We start from the raw sequence: 22,174 nt of genomic DNA on the forward strand, positions 1-22,174 counted from the left end.
AGGTATTGAGGGTGTGGGTGAACAAGAGGCGCCGGCTCATCGGTTCGACAATCGCCCCACGATCTGGTTCAGCACGGAATTGGCGGCATCGAGCACGTTTGTCCCCGGGCCGAAAATCTCGGCGACGCCGGCTTCGCGCAGGAACGCATAATCCTGCTCGGGGATGACGCCGCCGACGATCACCGTGACCTCGCCGAGCCCCCGCGAGGAGAGCTCGGCGATGAGCTCAGGCACCAGCGTCTTGTGTCCGGCTGCCAGCGAGGAGACGCCGACCGCATCGACCTTGAGGCTGGCAACGTGGTCAGCGACTTCGGGCGCGGTCTCGAAGAGCGAGCCGAGGTGCACGTCAAAACCCAGATCGGCAAAGGCCGAGGCGATGACTTTCGCGCCGCGGTCGTGACCATCCTGCCCCATCTTGGCGATGAAGATGGAGGGCGCGCGATTGTTGGCAGCCTTGAACGCGGCGACGCGGCCCAGCATGGCCCCGTATTCGGGATCCTCGCCATAGCCATCGGCGTAAACCCCGGAAATGACGCGGGTAATCGCCTGGTGACGGCCGAAGACGTCCTCAAGCGCCTGCGAGATTTCCCCAAGGGTTGCGCGGGCGCGCGCGGCTTCGATGGCGGCAGCAAGCAGATTGCCCTCGTCCTTGGCCGCGTATTCGCGCAGGCCCGCCAGCGCCGACTGGGTGCGAGCTTCATCGCGCTTGCGGCGCAGCTCATTGAGGCGGGCGATCTGCTCCTCGCGCACCTTGCGGTTGTCGATCTCGCGGACCTCGACGGGGGCCTCGTCCTCGACGCGGAAGCGGTTGACGCCGACAATGACATCCTCGCCCCGGTCGACGCGGGCCTGCCGGAGCGCGGCCGCCTTCTCGATCTCGAGCTTGGGGCCGCCCGCCTGCACGGCATGGGTCATGCCGCCCTCCTCCTCGATGTCGGCAATGAGAGCGCCGGCATGTGAGACGAGATCGGCGGTGAGGGCCTCGATGAAATAGGAGCCGCCCAGCGGATCGACCACGTCGGTGACGCGGCTCTCGTTCTGGAGAATGAGCTGGGTGTTGCGTGCGATGCGCGAAGAGAACTCGGTGGGGAGCGCAATGGCCTCGTCGAACGAGTTGGTATGGAGCGATTGCGTGCCGCCGAGGACGGCGGCGAGGGCCTCGATGGTGGTGCGCACGATGTTGTTGTGCGGATCCTGCTCGGTGAGGCTGACGCCGGAAGTCTGGCAATGGGTGCGCAGCATTTTCGAGCGCGGATCCTTCGCGCCGAAATCGGTCATGATGTGCGACCAGAGCGTGCGCGCGGCCCGCAGCTTGGCGACCTCGAGGAAGAAGTTCATGCCGATGCCGAAAAAGAAGCTGAGGCGCCCCGCGAAGGCATCGATGTCGAGCCCGCGGGCCATTGCGGCGCGCACGTAATCCATGCCGTCGGCCAGGGTATAGGCCAGCTCCTGCACCGCCGTCGCCCCGGCCTCGTGCATATGGTAGCCCGAGATCGAAATCGAGTTGAACCGGGGCATGTGCTCGGACGTGTAGGCGATGATGTCGCCCACGATCCGCATGCTCGGCTCGGGCGGGTAGATATAGGTATTGCGGACCATGAACTCCTTGAGGATGTCGTTCTGGATGGTGCCGTCGAGCTGATCGGGGCGCACGCCCTGTTCCTCGGCGGCGACGATGAACATGGCGAGCACCGGGATCACCGCGCCGTTCATGGTCATGGAGACCGACATCTGGTCGAGCGGGATGCCGTCGAAAAGGAGCTTCATGTCCTCAACGGAATCGATGGCCACCCCCGCCTTGCCGACATCCCCGACGACGCGCGGATGATCGGAATCGTAGCCGCGATGGGTGGCGAGGTCGAAGGCGACCGAGAGACCCTTCTGGCCCTTTTCGAGGGCCTGCCGGTAGAAGGCGTTGGACTCCCGCGCCGTCGAGAAGCCGGCATATTGGCGGATGGTCCACGGGCGGTTGGCGTACATGGTGGCGCGCACGCCACGGGTATAGGGGGCCGCGCCGGGCATGGCGGCGGGAGCCCAGGCGGGGACGTCCTCGGGGAAATAGGCGGGGCGAATGGGGAGGTCGCCGTAGTCGCGGTCGAGGGAGGCGACGGGTGTGTCGCGCAATTCGCGCTGGGCGAGCGTCGACCAGGCGGCGAAGGTGGCGGGGGTGATGGTGGGGCGGTCAGTCATCGGATTGCCCGGCGCAGTGGTTGGGGCTTACCTCCACCCCGACCCTCCCCACAAGGGGGAGGGTGGATTGGGGCAGGATCTCGCCAGCAAGTCTCCCTCCCCCTCGTGGGGAGGGAACAAGGGTGGGGGGAAGGCAGCAGGCATGGAGCCTTGGGCTCACCCCCCTCCCAGCCTCCCCCGCAAGGGGGGAGGTGTTTTGATCCAGTTGCCGGTGAACCAGGCGTCCCACTGTCACGATAGGCACCTCCCCTTTGCAGGGCGGAGGGGGGTGAGCCTCGACCCCTGCCCGCTCATACTTCGGAAAACTCCAAAATCACCTCATCCACCGCCAGCACCGCTCCGGGTTGGACCCGCACCTTGGCCACCCGCGCGCGCTTTTCCGCCTTGAGCACATTCTCCATCTTCATCGCCTCGACGATAGCCAGAGGCTGGCCGTCCTCGACGATATCACCTTCGGCGACATCGATGCGAACCACCTGCCCTGGCATCGGGCAGAGGAGGAATTTCGAGAGGTCCGGCGGCACCTTGACGGGCATCAGCGGCATGAGGTCGGCGACGCGCGGCAGCAGCACTTTGAGGTCGAGATCGGCGCCGCGATAGCGGATGCGAAAACCCGAGGTGCGGCGGTCGACCTTCATGCGGTGGACGGTGCCATCGACGCGGGCGCGGGCAATGGTGTCGCCGGGCTCCCAGCGCATCTCGACCAGCGTGCGGCCGCCACCGTGATAGAGCCAGAACTCCTCGTCCTTTTCGGTGACATCGAACTGCCAGCGGCGGTCGCCCAACAGTACGGCGCGGGCGTGGCTGGGGACGTATTCGTCAGAACCGGCGTCGAGGAAGCCGCGGCCATCCACGCGATAAGCCGCGCAGGCGGCGAAGGCAGCGATCTCGCCGAGGGTCTGCTCATCGAGCGCGGCGCCATGGAAACCCTCGGGAAATTCCTCGGCGATGTAGCCGGTGGTAAGGCGCCCCTCGCGGAACCGCTCCTGGCCCATGACGGTGGAGAGAAAAGGCAGGTTGTGCCCTACCCCTTCGACCTCGAATTCATCGAGCGCGACGGCCATTGCCTCGATGGCCGCTGCGCGGTTGGGCGCCCAGGTGCAGAGTTTTGCGATCATGGGATCGTAGAAGGTGGAGATTTCCCCGCCCTCGAAAACGCCGGTGTCGTTGCGGACGACGAAGGCGGAATTGCTCTCCTCCTCCGGCGGGCGATAGCGCGTCAGGCGGCCGACCGAAGGCAGGAAATTGCGGTAAGGGTCCTCGGCGTAAAGGCGGCTTTCGATGGCCCAGCCGTTGAGTTTTACGTCGTCCTGCGTCAGCGGCAGCTTTTCGCCGGCGGCGACGCGCAGCATCAGTTCGACGAGATCGAGGCCGGTGATGAGTTCGGTCACCGGGTGCTCGACCTGGAGGCGGGTGTTCATCTCGAGGAAGTAGAAATTGCGGTCCTTGTCGACGATAAATTCGACCGTGCCGGCGCTGGCGTAACCCACAGCCTTGGCCAGGGCGACGGCCTGCTCGCCCATGCGGCGGCGGGTGGCTTCATCGAGGAAGGGCGACGGGGCCTCCTCGATGACCTTCTGGTTGCGGCGCTGGATGGAGCATTCGCGTTCGCCGAGATAAAGCGCGTTGCCGTGGGTGTCGGCCAGCACCTGGATTTCGATGTGGCGCGGCTCGGTGACGAACTTTTCGATGAAGATGCGATCGTCGCCGAACGAGGACGCGGCCTCGGACTTGGAGCGTTCGAAGCCCTCGCGGGCCTCGGCATCGTTCCAGGCGATGCGCATGCCCTTGCCGCCACCGCCGGCCGAGGCCTTGATCATCACGGGGTAGCCGATCTGGGAGGCGATTTTGACCGCCTCCTCGGCATCGGCGATGAGGCCCATATGGCCGGGCACGGTGGAAACGCCCGCCTCGGCGGCGATCTTCTTGGAGGTGATCTTGTCGCCCATCGCCTCGATGGCTTTGACCGGCGGCCCGACGAAAGCGATGCCGGCTTGCGCAAGAGCGGCGGCGAAAGCGGGGTTTTCCGAGAGGAAGCCGTAGCCGGGGTGGACGGCTCCGGCGCCGGTTTGCCGGCAGGCGGCGATGATCTTGTCGATGGAGAGGTAGGAATCCTTGGCCGGGGAGCCGCCGATATGGACGGCTTCATCGGCAAGGCGGACGTGGAGCGCTTCGCGGTCGGCGTCGGAATAGACGGCGACGGTTTTTATGCCGAGTTTCTTCGCGGTCTTGATGGCGCGACAGGCGATCTCGCCGCGATTGGCGATGAGGAGTTTTGAGAACATCAGTCTTGCTCCTCGGCGAAGTACTCCATTGGGTCATCGCCCTGGCGCCAGGAATAGCCGGCGGAGGTCAGTGTCGCTTCAACGTCGATTGGGCAGAGACATTGTTCGAGCGCCTTTGAAATATCTGACGGCCTCGCCCGCCAGACCAATTCGCCGCGCCCTCCGAGGAGCCCGCGCAGCGCGCTCGGCGTAACGTAGTTCCGCCCTCGATATAGAACTGACTTACACATATGTGCTCCGCGGTGCGGCAGGATGTTAAGGGAGGAAGAACCAGCGAGTTGAGCGCTCACAGCGGAATATTGTCATGCTTCTTGGCGGGCACCGACGCCTTCTTCTTCTTCAGCGTCTCGAAGGCCCGCACCACCCGGCGCCTCGTCCCATGCGGCATGATTACGTCATCGATGAAACCGCGCTCGGCCGCCACGAACGGGTTCGCGAATCGGTCCTCATAGTCCTTGGTGCGCCTGGCGATCTTGTCCTTGTCGGAGAGTTCGGAGCGATAGAGGATTTCGACGGCGCCCTTGGCGCCCATCACGGCGATTTCGGCTGATGGCCAGGCGTAGTTGACGTCGGCGCGGATGTGCTTTGAGGCCATCACGTCATAGGCGCCGCCATAGGCTTTTCGCGTGATGACGGTCACCTTGGGTACGGTGGCTTCGGCGTAGGCGAAAAGGAGTTTTGCGCCGTGCTTGATGATGCCTCCATATTCCTGCGCCACGCCCGGTAGGAACCCCGGGACATCCACCAGCGTCAGGATGGGGATGTTGAAGCAGTCGCAGAAGCGGATGAAGCGGGCGGCTTTCTTGGAGGAGTTGATGTCCAGGCACCCGGCCAGCACCAGCGGCTGGTTGGCGACGACACCTACCGTCGAACCATTGAGGCGGATGAAGCCGGTGAGGATGTTGCCGGCATGATCCTTCTGCAACTCCAGAAAGTCGCCCTCGTCGGCGATCTTGAGGATCACTTCGCGCATATCGTAGGGCTTGTTGGCGCTGTCAGGGATGATGGTGTCGAGGCTGGTTTCGCCCCGGTCGATACGGTCGTTGACGGCGACGACCGGCGGCTTCTCGTTGGCCGAGAGCGGCAGGAAATCGAAGAGGCGCCGGACTTCGAGCAAGGTCTCGATGTCGTTCTCGAACGCGGCGTCGGCCACCGAGGAAATCTTCGTATGCGTCGAAGCGCCGCCGAGTTCTTCCTGGGTGACGATCTCGTTGGTGACGGTTTTGACGACATCGGGGCCGGTCACGAACATGTAGCTCGTGTCCTTGACCATGTAGATGAAGTCGGTCATCGCCGGCGAATAGACCGCCCCGCCCGCGCACGGCCCCATGATGACGGAAATCTGCGGCACGGCCCCGGAAGCCTGCACATTGCGCCAGAAGACCTCGGCATAACCGCCAAGCGAAGCCACGCCTTCCTGGATGCGCGCGCCGCCGCTGTCGTTAAGGCCGATGACGGGCGCGCCGTTCTGGACCGCCAGGTCCATGATCTTGCAGATCTTCTGGGCGTGGGTCTCGCTGAGCGAGCCGCCGAAGACCGTAAAGTCCTGCGAGAAGACATAGACCTGCCGACCGTTGATCGTACCCCAGCCGGTGACGACGCCATCGCCGGGGATGATGGTTTCGTCGATCCCGAACTCGGTGGCCCGGTGGGTGACGAACATGTCGTATTCTTCGAAGGAGCCGGGATCGAGAAGCACTTCGATGCGCTCGCGCGCGGTGAGCTTGCCCTTGGCGTGCTGGGTGGCGATGCGTTTCTCGCCACCGCCCAGACGCGCCTGCGCGCGCTTCTCGTCGAGCGCTTCGATAATCTTCTGCATGGGTCCCCTCAGACAGCCCGGCGAAGTCTATTGTTAGCGCAGATTATTTGACCGGACAGTCAAAATTTATCATGCGCCCGAAAGCGTGGAAAGCGGCACGACATTGTCACGCGGCGCCTTTGGATTGACGATGATACGCCCGGCCACCTCCCCGCGCAGGATGGCGGCCGCCTCGCGCGGCAGATCCTCGAGATGCTTTTCGCTGACCATCGGCTCATAGGCACCGGGCACGAAAAGCGTCGACAGCCGCTCCCAGGCAGCGACGCGTGCCTCATAGGGCTGCATGACGCTGTCGATGCCGAAAAGCGTGACGTTGCGCAGGATGAAGGGCAGCACGCTGCCATCGAAATTGGCCCCGCCGGCCAGGCCGATCGAAGCGACCGCGCCGCCGTAGCGGATTTTCTTGAGCACCTGGGAGAGCACTTCACCGCCGACCGGATCAATGGCGGCGGCCCAGCGTTCGGTGTCGAGCCCCTTGCCGGAGGCCTCGAGCAGTTGCTTGCGATCGATGATTTCACTGGCGCCGAGCCGCGTGAGATGCTCGGCCTGTTCGGGCCGCCCTGTTACGGCCACGACGCGATGGCCGAGGCGAGCCAGCAACATGACGGCGATCGAACCGACGCCGCCCGATGCACCGGTCACCAGCACGTCGCCCCTGGCAGGGGTCAGGCCGTCTTCCTTGAGGCGGTTGATCGCCAGCATGGCGGTGAGACCGGCCGTGCCCAGCATCATGGAGGTGCGCGCGGATAGCCGTCTCGGCATGGGCACCAGCCACTCGGCATCGACACGTGCACGCTCGGCATAGCCTCCCCAGCGGGTTTCGCCCACACGCCAGCCGGTGAGGATGACGCTCTGGCCGGGGTGATAGCGATAGTTGCGGCTCTCGACCACGCGTCCGGCAAAATCGATGCCTGCCACATGGGGGAAGGCGCGAACAATATTGCCCTTGCCGGCCAGCGCCAGCCCATCCTTGTAGTTGAGCCCGGCCCATTCGACCGCGACCAGCACGTTGCCGGCCGGCAAGGCAGACTCATCGACCGACTGCACCGACGAGGCGATCTCGCCGGCCGCATTCCTGTCGGTCACCAATGCACGAAAAACCAAAGTAACCTACTCCACCCAACCCGCGATCGCGGGGTCTAGTCTTTTTTGCCGCTGGCGCAACAGCACCACCTCAATAGGGCCCGGTCAACGCCTTTGGCGGCACCCCTGCCCGTTCCAGTCCGCCGGCAAGCGACGCCAATAGACTGGAATCGGAAAGGCGCCTGCCCAGTTCCGGCAGAATGCCGTGCGCGCGGAAAGGTTGATGATCGAGCACCTGCGGCAGATAGCGGCTGACGACATCGGTCTGCCCCGATTCCAGCGCCGCCGTTACCACGATGACCGACCCGAGCGTGCGGTCGCTTTGTGCGAGCGTCTCGCCGAACTTGCGCGCCTGGTCATAGTCCCTTCCACGCAACGCATTGAGCGCGGGAGCGGCGAAATACCAGGCGGGCGGGCTCGGCGTCTCGGTGATCGCGGTCTGAGCGATCTGGGCGCCCTGCTGCCAATCCGGCCCGAGCGCCAGGAGACGCCCGAGCGCCGCCAGGGCGTTGGCGCTCGCCGGGTTGAGCTGCACGGCCGACGAATAGGCCATGCGCGCCTTGGCGAGATCGCCTTCTACCTCTTCGACCCTGCCCGATTGTTCCCACACGAAACTCGATATCGGCGCCGCTGCAAGGGCCGCATCGGTCAGCCGATTGGCGTTCTCGGCCTGATCGGCGACGGCCTCGGGGGGCGCCATGTCCATCGTGAGCGCGGCGCTCGCGGCGAGGGCCGCCGGCGCGATCTGTTCATCGGCCGGCAGCGCGGCGATGCAGTTGCGCGCGGCCATTCCATCCGCCGGCCGGCCGCTGTCGTGGTAGACCTCCAAAGCCACACGGCAGATATAGGGCGTCGCGGCGGCGGCAAAATTGGGATGCAGCGCCAGCCATCGCCGCGCCTGTTGGTGCAGGGGCCCGCGCGGGCTGCCCAGGACAAGCGCCATGCGGCGCGACACTTCATCGACCGCGCGCGGCTGGCTGGCCTCGGCCATGGGCCGGGAAACCGCATAGCTCCACTGTACGCTCTGGTCCTGGCTGCGCGTCAGGATCGCTCCGTATTCGACGGCATCGTCGACGACGCGGGTAATTCCCGAGAGCACGTAGAGATCGGGGCTGGAGGGATTCTCCTGCGGCGACTGCGCCCGGGGCGCCTCGGGGACGCCATACTTGGTCTCGATGTCGTCGAAATGGCCCAGATCGCTGACAAGCGCCAGCGCCAGGTCTCCGGCGACCGCGTTTCCTTCGTCGCCCGCCAGGTTCTGGAAGTCGACCACCGTGACCTGCGGCTCCTGGGGCGGAGGCGAATCGAGGCCAGGCGGCAGGGGCTGACCAACGACCATGATCATATAGGCAAGCCCCGCCAGCGCCGAGGCGAAGAACGCCCCGATCAGCACGCCGGAACGAAACCGCCAGTTCGTGGGCTCGGGTGATATCGCCGCAGGCGGCGGCGTTTCAAGAAGCGGCACGGCGGCCAGCGCCGGAGCGTCCTCCCCCTCCGCCAACACCTCGAACTCGGGAACATAGCGCCCGACCGGCAGTCGGATGCGCACGCCGTGGGGCATGCGCCCATCTTCGTAATACTGATCCAGCAGCGTCCGCAGGCGTCGTGCCTGTACCCGAACGATGGGATCGGACTGCGGGTCGAAATCGGGCGGGCGCCCGAAAACGTCCACGGCAATCGAATAAGCCTTGATGGCGGCCTCGCGGCCATCAAGCCGAGCATCCACGATGTAGCGCAGGAACTGGGCGAGTTGCGGAGAACGAGCCATCTCGGGCCAGCCCAGGACATCGTCCAGAGCAGCCCTGATCCGTGCAACCGAAACTTCAGGCTGCACCAAGCCTGGTCCTCCCCTTGCCCCCAAGCCCGGAAGTTCAACCGATTTACATGTAAAACGCAAGCCGGACTTAGCGCCACTTAACGTGTCGGCACCTTCCCGCTCGGGGCGAACAGGCGCATTTGCAAGCCAATCCGGCCCGTAAGGGCCTCAAGGCGTTTGCGTGACTACCCGGTTCGCGATCGGCATCGTAGCAAGTGCATACCCGTTCGCGAGGCGGCTTAGAGGTTATATGTCGGATCTGACGAGAGCACCCGCGCCGGTGGCGCTGGTGGATGACAATGTCCATTCCGCCCGGCTGTTCCTGAGGACGCTGGCGGGGAACGGATACAGAGCCCGCTGGCTCGGAAACGGTGATCGCGGAGGCAGAACCCTCGACGCGATCCTGGCCGGCGGCGAGACGGCGCCGAGCCTGGTTGTGGTGGATCTGAAGGCGCGCTCCAACGCGACCGCACAGTTCATCGCCCGCCATGCCGAGCGCGCAAAAGAGAACGGCACGATTTTGGTGGCGATGGTCCACTCGCTCGAGGCCGTACACCGGAACGCTGCGCTGGAAGCAGGCGCGGCAGCGGTGTTCGGGCGCCACAGCGAGCGAGCCGAATACCATCGGGAAATGCAGGCGCTGCTCGACTTCTGGGCACGCAGCGCCAAACGAGTTGGTGCGTAGTCTCTCCCTTGGAGACTGCGTGCGGGTGAAAGGAGTGCTCCGCAGTGGGCTCCCCAGCTTCCGCTCCGGCGGAGCTCTCCTTTCCTTCAGGGCGGTCGGCAGACCCCCGCAGACAGTTGCGGCGGGACCTGCACGGGACCGACCAAAGCCGGGCGTTTCCTCCCGAACGTACCGGCACAATAGAGGGGAAGTCCCGGCAAGGACTTCCCCTCTTGTATTTTCCTGAAGTGCGGAGCGGTCAGGCGCTGGCGCGGTCGACGAGCCGCAGGGGCACCACCACGTCGGGAATGGTGATGGTGGGCGCGGGCCGTCCGAGCAGGTAACCCTGCGCTTCCGAGCACCCTTCCTCGCGCAGCAGCTCCATCTGATCCTCCCGCTCCACGCCCTCTGCAAGCACCGGAATATTGAGGCTCTTGCCGATGGTAAGAACGGCCTGGACGATGGCCTTGGCCTGCGGGCTGCGATCGATCTCGGAGAGGAACGCCTTGTCCAGCTTGATGCGGTCGAACGGGAAGAGGCTGAGCGAGGCCAGGGTCGAATAACCCGTGCCGAAGTCATCGAGCGCCACCGACACGCCCAGCGAACGGACGGCCTTGAGGATGCGCACGGTGTGCTCCGGATCGGCCACGAGCGTGCTCTCGGTGATCTCGACCTCGAGCCGGGACGGATCGAGACCGGTTTCGTCGAGCACCTGCTCGATCAGCCGCGGCAGGCTGTCATCGAGCATCTGCACAGGCGAAACGTTGACGGCAACCTTGTAGGGACGCGGCCAGGCCGCAGCCTGCCGGCACGCCAGACGCAGCACGTGCTCGCCCAGCGGCACGATGAGGCCCGAATGCTCGGCCAGCGGGATGAACTCCATCGGCGAGACCATGCCCCGCTCGGGATGGCGCCAGCGCACCAGCGCCTCGTAGCCCACCACTTCGTGCGTCTGCACGTGCTTCTGGACCTGGTAGTGGAGCTCGAACTGATCGGATTCGATGGCGCGGCTGAGCTCGACCACCATCGTGCGGCGCTGCCGTGCCAGCTCGTCGAGATCGGCCTGGTAGTAGCCGACATCGGTGTTGTGAAGGTTTTTGACCCGGCTCATGGCGAGGTCCGCATTGTCGAGCAGCGCCTCGATGTCGTCAGCGTCGTCCGGGAAGATCGCCACGCCGAAGCGTGCGGTCACTTCAAGCCCGCCATCCGGCGTTTCCAGCCGCATCGCGATGGCAGATTGCAGCCGCTTGATGAGCATGGGCACGTCCATGTCGTCGAACACGGCGCGCATCACGGCAAATTCGTCGCCCCTGGTACGGGCGACGATCTCGGTCGGCATCAGGGCGCTCTTGAAGCGGTTGGCGATGGTGCGCAGCACCCGGTCGCCCTCGGCATGACCCAGGATATTATTGATGTCGCGGAAGCGGTCGATGTTGATGACGACCGCGGCCAGGCGCATGTCGTTGACCCCATCGCTGACCAGGCTCACCCCCTCGCGCACGAACCAATCGCGATTGGGTAGCCCCGTGAGCGCATCGTGGTTGATGATCTCGCGCACGCGGTCCGAGGTTTCCTTGCGCACCGAGGAGTCGAGGAAGCTGCTGGCAAGCCCGGTGCCCAGGATCAGGAGCGCCATGCCGCCAGCCGCAAAGGCGAGGCCCAGGCCTGAGGTGTGATCGACGAACCCGGAAAGACACAAGACCACGTCATGCATCGCCGCCATGCCCGTGAAGTGCAGGCCGACGATCGAAAGCGTCAGGAGCGAGTTGACGGCGAGGAAGTTGCGGCGGGACGCACCCTTCTTGAGGAGCGAGAAACCGGCGAGGCCGAGCAGCAGCGCCAGCGAAAGTGCCATGGCGACATACCCGGCCGAAAACACCATCACATGCTGGCCGCCATCCATGACGTAGCCGGACATGCCGATGAAGTGCATCAGGCTCACCGATGCGCCGAAGACGAGGCCGCCGACCTCCCAGGAGAGCGGCAGTCGCTGCTCCACGGCAATGCCGCCCGCCAGGAAACAGCCAGCCATGGCGATCATGGCGGACAGCGCCGTCGTGACCGGATCGTAGCTGACCGGCACGCCTGGCTGATAGGCGATCATGGCGATGAAATGGGTACACCAGATGGACGCGCCACCGGCAACGCCCATCATGAAGAGCCAACTGAACCGCGCACCGCCATGCGCAGCTCTGGCTCGCAGCAACAGACGGATCGCAACGGCCACGCCCATCACGCAGACAACTGCCGCAAGAAGAACGAGGTAAGCGTTGTGCGCGCCTGCCATGCTGGCGATCAACGACATAAAGGCCCCCTATAGTCTGCCCAACACTAAGCCGTTGAACTCTTAAGAATAGTGAAACGGTTTACCTAGCATTGGGCCCTAGGGGCATTGTCTGTCACCGGATCGAAACCAACGTTAACAAATTGTATGACAATCTGCACGGCCTCAATGTCGCTTGGAGACGTGCTCCGGCAGTGACTTGCGCTTGGTGGAAGCGAACTCCTCGAGCTCCTTTTCGCTCATGGAATCGTACATTTCCTTGGAGGCGCCCTTGAGGTCGCCGACCTTGGCTTCGCCGCGCTTGGCGGCGAGGGCGACGCCGGCGGCCTCCTGCTGGGCTTTGGAACGAGCGGGCATTTATGCTCTCCTTGCTTGGTGCTGCTTAACCAACGTCGGCGCCCCGCTAGTGTTCCTCATCCTGATCGGGCGCCGCGCGGCTGTCGATCCGCGTCTTCAAGGCCTGGAGGACCGACAGGACAATGATGGCAAAGATCGCCGTCACGAACCCGACGATGTAGTAGCCGAGCGCGGTCGCCAGCCCGACGGCGCCCGCCAGCCACATGCCCGCTCCCGTCGTGATGCCCTTGACGTCGTGGGGCCGCCGGAAGATGGCGCCTGCCCCCAGAAAGGCGACCCCGGCGGTTACCGCCTCCACGGCGCGAATAGGATCTGCGCGGCTATTGGGCGAACCACCGAAGGTTTCGAACAGTTCGATGGTGAGCAGGGTGAACAGGCACGCAGCCATGGCGATGAGAATATGGGTACGCAACCCCGCGCCCTCGCGATGCATCTCGCGCTCGAACCCGATCATCCCGCCGAAAAGCGCCGCCAGGATGAGGCGGATGAAGATGATGTGCTGCGGCGTATGGGTATCAACCAGTCCGATCGCACTCGAAAAATCCATGTTCCCCCCGGACGCTAGATGGTCTTGAGCATGCCTCCATCCACGAAATAGGTGGACCCCGTCGAATAGGTCGCCTTGTCCGAGCAGAGGAAAACGAAGAAATGCGCCAGTTCCTCTGGCGTTCCGAACCGCTTCATGGCGGCGTATTCGTCAGCGACGCCCTGGAGGTGCGCCTGGTATCCGTCTTCCCCCGCCAGTTGCCGCGCGGTCTTGACCCAGTCGGGCGTAAGGATGAGCCCCGGATTGATGCAGTTGACCCGGATATTGTCGCCCACGACTTCGGTGGAAAGCGTCTTTGAGAACATCATCAGGGCGGACTTGGTGGTGTTGTAGATCGGCTCGTACCAGAGCGGCTGGACGGCGCAGATCGAAGCGTTGTGGAGCACCACGCCGCCCCCGCGCTTCTTCATCTGGGGCACGATGCCCCGCGCCAGCCGGACGGCGGCCATCACGTGCAAATCCCAGTAATATTGCCACTTTTCATCCGTAGCTTCCTGGATGGTCTCGTTCGAGCCCGTGCCCGCATTGTTGATGAGAATGTCGGCGCCGCCGAACGCCTTCTGGGCTCCCGAAATGACGGCATTACAACCCTCGGCGGTCGCCACATCGGCGGCGACGCCATGGACGAGAATGCCGTACTTATCGGCAATGCGGGCCGCTTCGGCGTCGACGCGATCGGGATTGCGCGCGACGAGAACGAGATTGGCGCCCTCGGCTGCCAGTCCTTCGGCAACCGCCAGGCCGATGCCGACCGAACCGCCGGTGATGATGGCGACCTTGTCGCGAAGGCCGAGGTCCATGGTGGTGCTCCTTGGTGGATGGCGGGAGAAGCTGTTGGCCGGTGGGTTAATGGGGAAGTGACGGGGTTTTCAGGTAGTTAGCTGATTGGGGGGTGGGTTTGGTGCGGAGGACGTGCAACGGGTGTTGGAGTCGCGGGCATCGCGCTTGGGTCTTCCCCCCACCCTTGTTCCCTCCCCACTAGGGGGAGGGAGACGTGCTGGTGCGTTTCCCGCCCACCACTCGGCTCGAGTGGGAACGGGCAATGTGGTCCGGCTCTGCGGCCGGGAGGATCGGTGGGGGTGGAGAGAGAGGGACATCGGCTTAGATTGAAGCTGCGGCGGCATGCTGTCCCCCCTCGTCCATCAGTCCGGCATGCGAATCTGCAGTTTGACGTCGCTTGGCCTTGCTTCCACGGCGCGGTCAAATGCGGCGACGGAATCCTCGAAGGCGAAGGTTTCCGAGATGAGCGGTTTGAGGTCCACGCGGCCCGAGGCGAAAAGGGCGATGGCGCGGTCGTATTGGTGGGCGTAGCGGAAGACCGTTTCGATGCGGATTTCCTTGGTGGAGGCGGTGGCGATGTCGAAGGCGGCGGGTTCGACCGGGAGGCCGACGACGACGATGGTGCCGCCGGGGCGCGGCAGGTCCATGATGGTTTCCCAGGCTTTTGGCGAGCCCGAGCACTCGAAAACGATATCTGCGCCCCAGTCGTCGGTGAGGCGCTTCACTTCCGACACGATGTTCTTTTCGCGGATGTTGACCGGGATCACGCCCTGGTAGCGCGCGGCGATGTCGAGCTTGGGCTGGGCGAGGTCGGCGACGATGGCGCGGGCGCACCCGCCGGCAAGGGCGGCGATGGCGACCATGGTGCCGATGGGGCCGGCGCCGAGGACGACGGCGGTGTCGCCGGGGGTGATGCGGGCCTTGGTGGCGGCCTGCATACCCACGGCGAAGGGCTCGACCATGGCGCCCTCGGCAAAGCTCACATTGTCGGGGAGCTTGAAGGTGTAGTTGGCGGGGTGGACGACATAGGGGGTGAGGACGCCGTGGATCGGTGGGGTGGCCCAGAAGGTAACGGCCGGATCGACATTGTACATGCCCAGGCGCGAGGCGCGCGAATTGGGATCGGGAATGCCCGGCTCCATGCAGACGCGGTCGCCGACCTTGAGATGGGTAACCCCCTGCCCGACCTCGACGACCGTGCCGGCAGCCTCGTGGCCGAGCACCATGGGCGCATTGACCACGAATGGACCGATACGTCCGTGGGTATAGTAATGAACGTCAGACCCGCAGACGCCCACGGTGTGGATCTTGATCTTGACCATGCCCGGGCCGACGTCCATCGGCAGGTCGATTTCGCGCAATTTCAGTTCGTGCTGGCGCTCGAGCACGAGCGCTTGGGCTTTAGTCATCGGTGTGCTTTCAGCTTGCGCCGGCCATCTCCGCCGGCGGTTTCATGGCGCCTGTCATGATCGCGACAGCATCGGACATCGAGAAGGCCTTGGGGTCGATCACCGCGATGCGGCGGCCCAGGCGATGGATGTGGATGCGGTCGGCGACTTCGAAGACATGGGGCATGTTGTGCGAGATGAGCACAATCGGCAAGCCGCGACGCTTGACGTCGAGCATCAGTTCGAGCACGCGCCGGCTTTCCTTGACGCCGAGCGCGGCCGTGGGTTCATCCATGATCACCACGCGGCTGCCGAAGGCTGCGGCGCGGGCAACGGCCACGCCCTGGCGCTGGCCGCCAGACAGCGTTTCCACCGACTGGTTGATGTTCTGGATAGTCATCAGCCCCAGTTCGGACAGCTTCTCGCGCGCGATCCGCTGCATGGCGCCCCGGTCGAGCGTACGCAGGAACCGCCCCATGAACCCGCTCATGCGCATCTCGCGCCCCAGGAACATGTTGTCGGCGATCGAAAGCGCCGGCGAAAGCGCCAGGTTCTGGTAGACCGTCTCGATACCGGCGTGCCGCGCCTCGATGGGCGAGCGAAAATGCACCGGATGGCCATCCAGCCGGATTTCGCCGGAATCGGGCATCACCGCTCCGCACAGGGCCTTGATCAGCGTGGACTTGCCGGCGCCGTTGTCGCCGATGACGCCCAGAATCTCGCCGGGCATCAGGTCGAAATCGGTATTGTCCAGCGCCACCACGCGCCCATAGCGCTTGTTGAGCCCACGCGCCGAAAGAATGGGGGCAATCGCCTCGTTCATGCCGAAACCCTCCTGATCCATTGATCGATGGTGACCGCGAGGATGATGAGAATGCCGACGGTGAATTCCTGCCAGAGCACGTCCACGCCCGCCAGCGCCAGGCCGTTGCGGAACACGCCCACGATGAGCGCGCCCACCAGCGTGCCGACGATCGAGCCGCGTCCCCCGAAGAGCGAAGTGCCACCGATCACCACAGCGGTGATGGCATCCAGATTGGCGTTCTGCCCCGCCAGGGGCGAGACGGCGCCGATACGGCCGATGGTCACCCAGCCGGCCAATGCGCAGATGAGCCCGGCCAGGGTATAGACGCCGATCAGCGTGCCCCTGGTGTTGATACCGGCAAGGCGCGCCGCCTCTGGATCATCGCCGACCGCGTAGATGTGGCGCCCGAAGGCGGTGCGCGACAGCATGTACCAGACCACCACCGCCAGCACGATCATGAGGATGGCGCCATAGGTCAGCACAGCGCCCCCGCCCAGCTTCATGGTCGTTCCCAGGACCTGCAGGAAGGGCGCCGTGGCCTCGATATCCTGGAACCGGATGGTTTCGGAGCGCGACACGTAGATGACGAGCGCGCCGTAAATGCTCCAGGTTCCCAACGTGACGATGAAGGGCGGCAGCCGCACCAGGGCCACCAGAACACCGTTGATCATGCCGCAGATGGCGCCGGTCGCCAGGCCGAGCGTGAAGGCGATGGGCACCGGTACGCCGCCGACGACCGCCAGCCTGCCCATCACGATCGAGGACAGGATCATGATGGCTCCCACCGACAGGTCGATGCCCGCGGTGAGGATGACCAGGGTCTGGGCGATGCCGAGGACACCGATGATGGTGACCTGCTGGAGCACCAGCGACAGGTTGAACGGCGCGAAGAACTTCGACCCGGCAGCGAGCGTGAAGATCAGGATGCCGATGATGAGGACGATGAAGGGAATGGCGGTGGGATAATTGTGCAGGAAATGCTGCAACTGCCGGATCGGGGACTTGTCGTCCGTCTCGAAACTGGCCACCCCGTGATGGGCGCCCTCCAGTCCCTTTTCGGCTGCTGCCGAACCGCTTGCGTCGTCGCTCATTGCCTACCCCCTCCCAAGGATCGGTACCGTGCCAGCCTTCGAGTTGAATCGCGCCGCACGGATGCGGCGCGATTTGCGTTGGTGGCGATCAGCCCCAGCAGAGCTTGGCGCCCTCTTCGGAGGTGATCGAGTCCACGCCGGCCACCGGCTTGTCGGTGATGAGCGTGGCGCCCGTATCGAGGAAACCCAGCTTGGAATCCACGGTCGGCTTTTCGCCGGTTGCCGCGAATTTCTGGATGGCTTCCATGGCGAGCGAGGCCATCTTGAGCGGATATTGCTGGCTGGTGGCGCCGATGACGCCGGCCTTCACGTTGGCCACGCCCGGGCAACCGCCGTCGATGGAGACGACGAGCACCGAACCGTCATCCTTGCCCACGGCCTTGAGCGCCTGGTAGGCGCCGGCGGCGGCAGGCTCGTTGATGGTATAGACGACATTGGTATCGGGGCACTTCTGGAGCAGCGTTTCCATGGCGGTACGCCCGCCGTCCTCGGCGCCGCCCGTCATTTCGTGGCCGCAGATGCGCGGGTCGTCTTCGTCCCCGTACTTATTGGGGTCCTTAACGTCGATGCCGAAGCCCTGCATGAAGCCCTGGTCGCGCAGGTAGTCGACCGTCGGTTGGTTGGTGGCGAGGTCGAGGAACGCGATCTTGGCATTGGCCGCAGCATCGCCGAGCGTGCCCTTGGCCCATTCCCCGATCAGCATGCCGGCCTTGCGGTTGTCGGTGGCGAAAGTGGCATCAGCCGCATCCATCGGGTCGAGCGGGGTATCGAGCACGATGACGAGCAGCCCGGCATCGCGGGCCTTCTTGATCGTGGGAACGATAGCGCTCGAATCCGATGGCACGATGGCGAAGCCCTTGGCACCGGCCGCGATCAGGTTCTCGATGGCCGCTACCTGGCTGTCATTGTCGCCGTCGAACTTGCCGGCGAAGGTGCGCAGGTCGAGCCCGAGTTCCTGAGCCTTGGCCTGGGCGCCTTCTCGCATCTTGACGAAGAACGGATTGCCTTCGGTCTTGGTGATCAGGCCGACCACGTCGGCGGCATAGGCGGAAGTCCCGGCCAGCAGGCCCGCCATCACGGTGGCGGCTGCGACGGCCCTAAGCAGAGTCAGTCTACCCATGAAATCCTCCCGGGGTTGGTGCGCCGGATGGGGCTGTTCGCTCGCCCCCCTTCCCTGCGCTCGGGACGAAACGACGCGCGCATCCTCCTGCCCGCAGCCATCGTCCGTGACGGCATACTCAGTCGCATAGCCGATCCTGTCAATAAATTAATCCAATGGATTTATTTATTGACTTGCGCCACGGGGGCGCGGCAATGTGCACATGCAAGAGGGAGGAAACCTCTGTAATCGATTGCACTTACGGGCGCGTCGCGGCTATCACGGCCTCGATTTCGCGCAGCGGTGTCGTCTGGCGCGATGCCGCAAACGTTAACGGAGCAAGCGATGGCCTCGCGGACGGAGGGAGAAGACAAGGCGGTGCGCGCCAGCGGTTTCACCCGTGGCACGAACCAGACCGGCGTGCGCCTCTACAACGAACGCCTGGTGCTTTCCCTGATCCGCCGGCACAAGAGCCTGCCCAAGGCCGATATCGCGCGCATGACGGGGCTATCGCCCCAGACCATCTCGATCATCGCCAACCAGCTCGAAGCCGACGGGCTCCTGCTCAAGGGCAACCCGCAGCGCGGCCGCATCGGCCAGCCCTCGGTTCCCTATTCGCTCAATCCCGAGGGCGCCTTCGCCTTCGGCCTCAAGATCGGCCGGCGCAGCGTCGATCTCTATCTCATCAACTTCACCGGCGAGATCATCAAACTGCTGCACAAGACCTATCCCTATCCCAGGCCCGAAAGCATCATGGCTTTCGCGCGCGAAGGGATCGACCAGATGATGGCTGACCTGCCGCCCGAATGGGCGCGCCGCATGGCCGGGGTCGGCATCGCGGCTCCTTACGAAATGTGGACCTGGCCCGAGGAAATCGGCGCCCCGCGCGGCGACATCGACGCCTGGCGCACCGTCGACATCCGCGCCGAGCTCGCCCAGGTGCTGCCATGGCCGGTCTATTTCCACAACGACATCACCGCCGCCTGCGCCGCCGAACTGATCTTCGGGCGCGGCTCGGATTTTCTCGACTATCTCTATGTCTATATCGGCTCGTTCATCGGAGGCGGGCTGGTGCTCAACGGGCACCTCTTCCCCGGACGCACGCAGAACGCGGGCGCACTCGGCTCCATGCCCGCGCCCGCCGCCCCCTCCGGCGGGCGCCGCATCCCCCAATTGATGAACGTAGCCTCGATCTACGTGCTCGAACGCAAGCTGATCGCCCAGGGCCGCAACCCCGAAGTGCTCTGGCTCTCGCCCGACGACTGGGGCGACGACCTCGGCCCGGCGCTCGACGAGTGGATTTCCGAGGTCGGCGAAAGCCTCGCCATCTCGATCGTGGCGGCGGTGGCAGTGATCGACGTCGAGACCGTCATCATCGACGGCGCCTTTCCCGATTTCGTGCGCAAGGCCATCATCGGGCGGACGCGCGAGGCACTTGAGCGGGTCAACCAGCAGGGGCTTTCCCCATTCCGCGTCGAGGAAGGCACGATCGGCAACGCCGCGCGGGCGCTCGGCGGCGCCAGCATCCCGTTGCTGGCCAATTTTACGCAGGATCGAGAAGTCCTTTTCAAGGATTAATGCCGGCGTTCTTTTACGTAATTCGTTTACCAGACTTTTCGATAAACTCTTGCAGTAACAAAGCGGAAATTCCCCACTCCCTAGATTGTCAGCCGACAAGAATGTCGAGGGCTCTCAATTGGGCATTGGGTTACCGCCGGCAGAACGCAGGCACGTCGCGGCAGGGATCGTCATACCGGTAGTGCTCTCGCTTTTGGCGATGGCAACCACCGTGGGCGGTTTCGTGCTCTGGTCGACCGGTAACAGCGACGCCCGCGCCGTACAGCGCCAGGCCGCGCTCATCGACCACGCCATGCGCGGCTACTTCACCCAGCAGGTCGCCAACCAGGAATCCTGGACCATCTGGGACGAGACGGTGGCCCATACCAGCGTCGATTTCGACCCGGACTGGATCGACGAGAACCTCGGCACCGAATTCTACGACAGCTACGGCTACGAGCAGACCGCCGTGCTCGATGGCGATGACCGCCCCGTCTCCCTGATGCAGGACGGACATGCGGTGACGCCCTCATTCCTGGAGCCCGACATGGTGGGCATCATGCCCCTGGTCGTTCGGCTGCGCGGCGAGATCGCCGCCGGGGCGCTGCGCGCCTATCTGGGCGGTGCACGCGCCAGCATGCCTTCGGCCCAGGACTATGTTGTCATCGCCGGAACGCCCGCGATGGTCACCGTCGCCCCCATCGCCGATACCGCGACCTACCCGGAGCGCCCCTTCCTCCACGTTGCCATCGACTTCCTCGATGGGGACTACGCGCGCTACGTCGGCGAGAGCAACCTGGTGGACGACGCCGCCTTCCGCACCGCGGCCAGTGGTGACCCGGAAAGCGCGACCCTGCCGCTGCTCAACAATGCGGGCCGCATCATCGCCTTCCTCGAATGGCGCCAGGACTGGCCGGGCAAGCGCCTGCTCTCCGAGACCGCGCCGGTGCTGGGCGGAGCGCTGCTGCTCGCCGGCATCCTCATCGTGATCCTGCTCGACCGCCTCTGGCGCTATTCCACCGAACTCGACGCCGGCCGTATCCGGGCCGAACACCAGGCCAACCATGACCCGCTGACAGGGCTCGCCAACCGCGCCGGGTTCGAGGCGCAGCTCGCCCTGCACGCCGCCGACGAGCGCCGAAGCGGCTACCTGGCCCTCTTCATGCTCGATCTCGACCGCTTCAAGCAGGTCAACGATACCCTCGGTCATCCGGCGGGCGATCAGTTGATCCGGTGCGTAGGCGGCCGGCTGGCTAACGCCGTCTCCGGCCCCGGCATGATTGCGCGCCTGGGCGGGGACGAATTCGCCATCATCGAACCGTCCCTCTCGGGCCCCGCCGAGGCCGAGGCGTTGGCTCACCGGCTGATCGAGATCATCGGCCAGCCCTTCGAAATCTTCGGCAACGAGGCCAGCGTGGGCGTCTCGATCGGCATCGGCCTGGTCGGGGACGCATCGACCTCCCCGGTCGAGCTGGTCCGGCGCGCCGACATCGCGCTCTACGAGGCCAAGGCAGGCGGTCGCAACCGCGCCATGGTCTACGACACGGGCATGGACGTCGCCGTGCACCAGCGCCACTCGATCGAGGCCGAACTGCGCGAGGCGCTACGCTCGCCCGACCAGGTCGGGGTGATGTTCGAGCCGATCATCGACGCCATGACCGGCGAGACGGTGGGCGCACAGGCCCTGCCCTTCTGGCAGCACCCGCAGATGGGCGGGGTGCCGCGCGACCTCTTCGTCTCGGTCGCCGAAGGCTGCGGACTGAGCGAGCCTTTGGGCGAGCGCGTGCTGCGCGCCGCCTGCCGGCTGGGCTCGAACCATCCGGGCCGGGTGATCTCGGTCGGCGTGTCGCCGGCCCAGATCCGCAGCCCGAAATTCTTCTCGCGCGTCTTCGACATCCTGGCGGAAACCGGAATGCGGCCGGGCAACCTGGAGATCGAAATCACCGAGCGCGTGCTGCTCGGTGACCCGGAAGGAGCAGGTGAAGTGCTTCGCAAGTTCAGGGCCGCGGGCATCCGCATCGCGCTCGACGACTTCGGCACGGGCTATTCCTCGCTCAACTTCCTCAAGCAATATGACGTGGACCACATCAGGATCGACCGCGCCTTCGCGCAGGACGCCAACGAAGATCGTTCGACCCTAGCGATGGTCGAGGCCATGGTCGGCCTGGCCCACGCCATGAACATCACCGTCACAGCCAAGGGCATCGACACCATCCTGCAGGAGAACCGGTTCGCCGGCATCGGCTGCGATCGTCTGCAAGGCGCTTTTGTATCGCGCCCTGTCTCGATCGAGGCCATGGAGGCCATCCTCGCAGGCGGAACGGGAACGGAGGCTCGTCCCGATGCTGCGTGAGGTTGCGACATGATTGGTAACCAGTCCGCAAGTTTAGCGGACGCAAACTAGAAAAT

16 protein-coding genes are annotated in these 22,174 nt (G+C 64.8%); 3 read left to right on the top strand and 13 right to left on the bottom strand.

The window, feature by feature from the left end; genetic code table 11:
- Positions 1-36 precede the first annotated feature (36 nt).
- The 5 genes from scpA to FNA67_RS16220 form a co-directional block, all read right to left on the bottom strand.
- Positions 37-2,172 carry a methylmalonyl-CoA mutase gene (gene scpA, locus FNA67_RS16200; protein WP_210246481.1) on the bottom strand — a complete coding sequence of 712 codons (2,136 nt, stop codon included), beginning with the start codon at positions 2,170-2,172 and terminating at the stop codon, positions 37-39.
- Positions 2,173-2,480: 308 nt separating this feature from the next.
- A complete protein-coding gene (locus FNA67_RS16205; RefSeq protein WP_147656930.1) occupies positions 2,481-4,475 on the bottom strand; it encodes an acetyl-CoA carboxylase biotin carboxylase subunit in 1,995 nt (664 codons plus the stop codon).
- Between the two features lie 286 nt (positions 4,476-4,761).
- Complete coding sequence (locus FNA67_RS16210; RefSeq protein ID WP_147656932.1) at positions 4,762-6,294, bottom strand: acyl-CoA carboxylase subunit beta; 1,533 nt, start codon at positions 6,292-6,294, stop codon at positions 4,762-4,764.
- Between the two features lie 69 nt (positions 6,295-6,363).
- Complete coding sequence (locus tag FNA67_RS16215; RefSeq protein WP_244616369.1) at positions 6,364-7,380, bottom strand: acrylyl-CoA reductase family protein; 1,017 nt, start codon at positions 7,378-7,380, stop codon at positions 6,364-6,366.
- An 88-nt stretch (positions 7,381-7,468) separates the two neighbouring features.
- The gene (locus FNA67_RS16220) at positions 7,469-9,214 is read right to left on the bottom strand and encodes a tetratricopeptide repeat protein (RefSeq protein WP_147656936.1); all 1,746 of its coding nucleotides are present in this window, start codon (positions 9,212-9,214) and stop codon (positions 7,469-7,471) included.
- A gap of 229 nt (positions 9,215-9,443) precedes the next feature.
- Here FNA67_RS16220 and FNA67_RS16225 point away from each other — a divergent pair, with 229 nt between their 5' ends.
- Positions 9,444-9,878, top strand: a complete 435-nt coding sequence (locus tag FNA67_RS16225; protein WP_147656938.1) for a response regulator transcription factor — start codon at positions 9,444-9,446, stop codon at positions 9,876-9,878.
- Positions 9,879-10,116: 238 nt separating this feature from the next.
- On the opposite strand, the gene FNA67_RS16230 is transcribed toward FNA67_RS16225, so the two are convergent.
- The 8 genes from FNA67_RS16230 to FNA67_RS16265 all read right to left on the bottom strand — a co-directional run bounded on the left by FNA67_RS16230 (position 10,117) and on the right by FNA67_RS16265 (position 18,229).
- On the bottom strand, positions 10,117-12,162 hold the full coding sequence (locus FNA67_RS16230; RefSeq protein ID WP_147656940.1) for a putative bifunctional diguanylate cyclase/phosphodiesterase: 2,046 nt from the start codon (positions 12,160-12,162) through the stop codon (positions 10,117-10,119).
- A 144-nt stretch (positions 12,163-12,306) separates the two neighbouring features.
- The gene (locus FNA67_RS16235) at positions 12,307-12,498 is read right to left on the bottom strand and encodes a DUF3008 family protein (protein ID WP_147656941.1); all 192 of its coding nucleotides are present in this window, start codon (positions 12,496-12,498) and stop codon (positions 12,307-12,309) included.
- 46 nt (positions 12,499-12,544) lie between these two features.
- On the bottom strand, positions 12,545-13,045 hold the full coding sequence (locus FNA67_RS16240) for an MgtC/SapB family protein (RefSeq protein ID WP_049706144.1): 501 nt from the start codon (positions 13,043-13,045) through the stop codon (positions 12,545-12,547).
- A 14-nt stretch (positions 13,046-13,059) separates the two neighbouring features.
- Positions 13,060-13,845, bottom strand: a complete 786-nt coding sequence (locus tag FNA67_RS16245; protein ID WP_049706145.1) for an SDR family NAD(P)-dependent oxidoreductase — start codon at positions 13,843-13,845, stop codon at positions 13,060-13,062.
- A gap of 342 nt (positions 13,846-14,187) precedes the next feature.
- On the bottom strand, positions 14,188-15,234 hold the full coding sequence (locus FNA67_RS16250) for an NAD(P)-dependent alcohol dehydrogenase (protein WP_147656943.1): 1,047 nt from the start codon (positions 15,232-15,234) through the stop codon (positions 14,188-14,190).
- Positions 15,235-15,244: 10 nt separating this feature from the next.
- Positions 15,245-16,057, bottom strand: coding sequence for an ATP-binding cassette domain-containing protein (locus tag FNA67_RS16255; protein ID WP_170267336.1), 813 nt, complete (start codon positions 16,055-16,057; stop codon positions 15,245-15,247).
- Positions 16,033-17,109 (bottom strand): ABC transporter permease, encoded by a 1,077-nt coding sequence (locus FNA67_RS16260; protein ID WP_147656944.1) that lies wholly within the window; start codon positions 17,107-17,109, stop codon positions 16,033-16,035. Before FNA67_RS16260 ends, FNA67_RS16255 begins: the two co-directional genes overlap by 25 nt.
- An 88-nt stretch (positions 17,110-17,197) precedes the next feature.
- Complete coding sequence (locus FNA67_RS16265; RefSeq protein ID WP_049706148.1) at positions 17,198-18,229, bottom strand: sugar ABC transporter substrate-binding protein; 1,032 nt, start codon at positions 18,227-18,229, stop codon at positions 17,198-17,200.
- A gap of 324 nt (positions 18,230-18,553) precedes the next feature.
- Here FNA67_RS16265 and FNA67_RS16270 point away from each other — a divergent pair, with 324 nt between their 5' ends.
- Together FNA67_RS16270 and FNA67_RS16275 are read left to right on the top strand one after the other, a co-directional pair.
- The gene (locus FNA67_RS16270) at positions 18,554-19,786 is read left to right on the top strand and encodes an ROK family transcriptional regulator (RefSeq protein ID WP_147656946.1); all 1,233 of its coding nucleotides are present in this window, start codon (positions 18,554-18,556) and stop codon (positions 19,784-19,786) included.
- Positions 19,787-19,985: 199 nt separating this feature from the next.
- On the top strand, positions 19,986-22,118 hold the full coding sequence (locus FNA67_RS16275) for a putative bifunctional diguanylate cyclase/phosphodiesterase (RefSeq protein ID WP_147656948.1): 2,133 nt from the start codon (positions 19,986-19,988) through the stop codon (positions 22,116-22,118).
- The last annotated feature ends 56 nt before the right edge of the window (positions 22,119-22,174 follow it).

The sequence above is a fragment of the Youhaiella tibetensis genome (assembly GCF_008000755.1).
In the GTDB taxonomy this organism is placed as follows: domain Bacteria; phylum Pseudomonadota; class Alphaproteobacteria; order Rhizobiales; family Devosiaceae; genus Paradevosia; species Paradevosia tibetensis.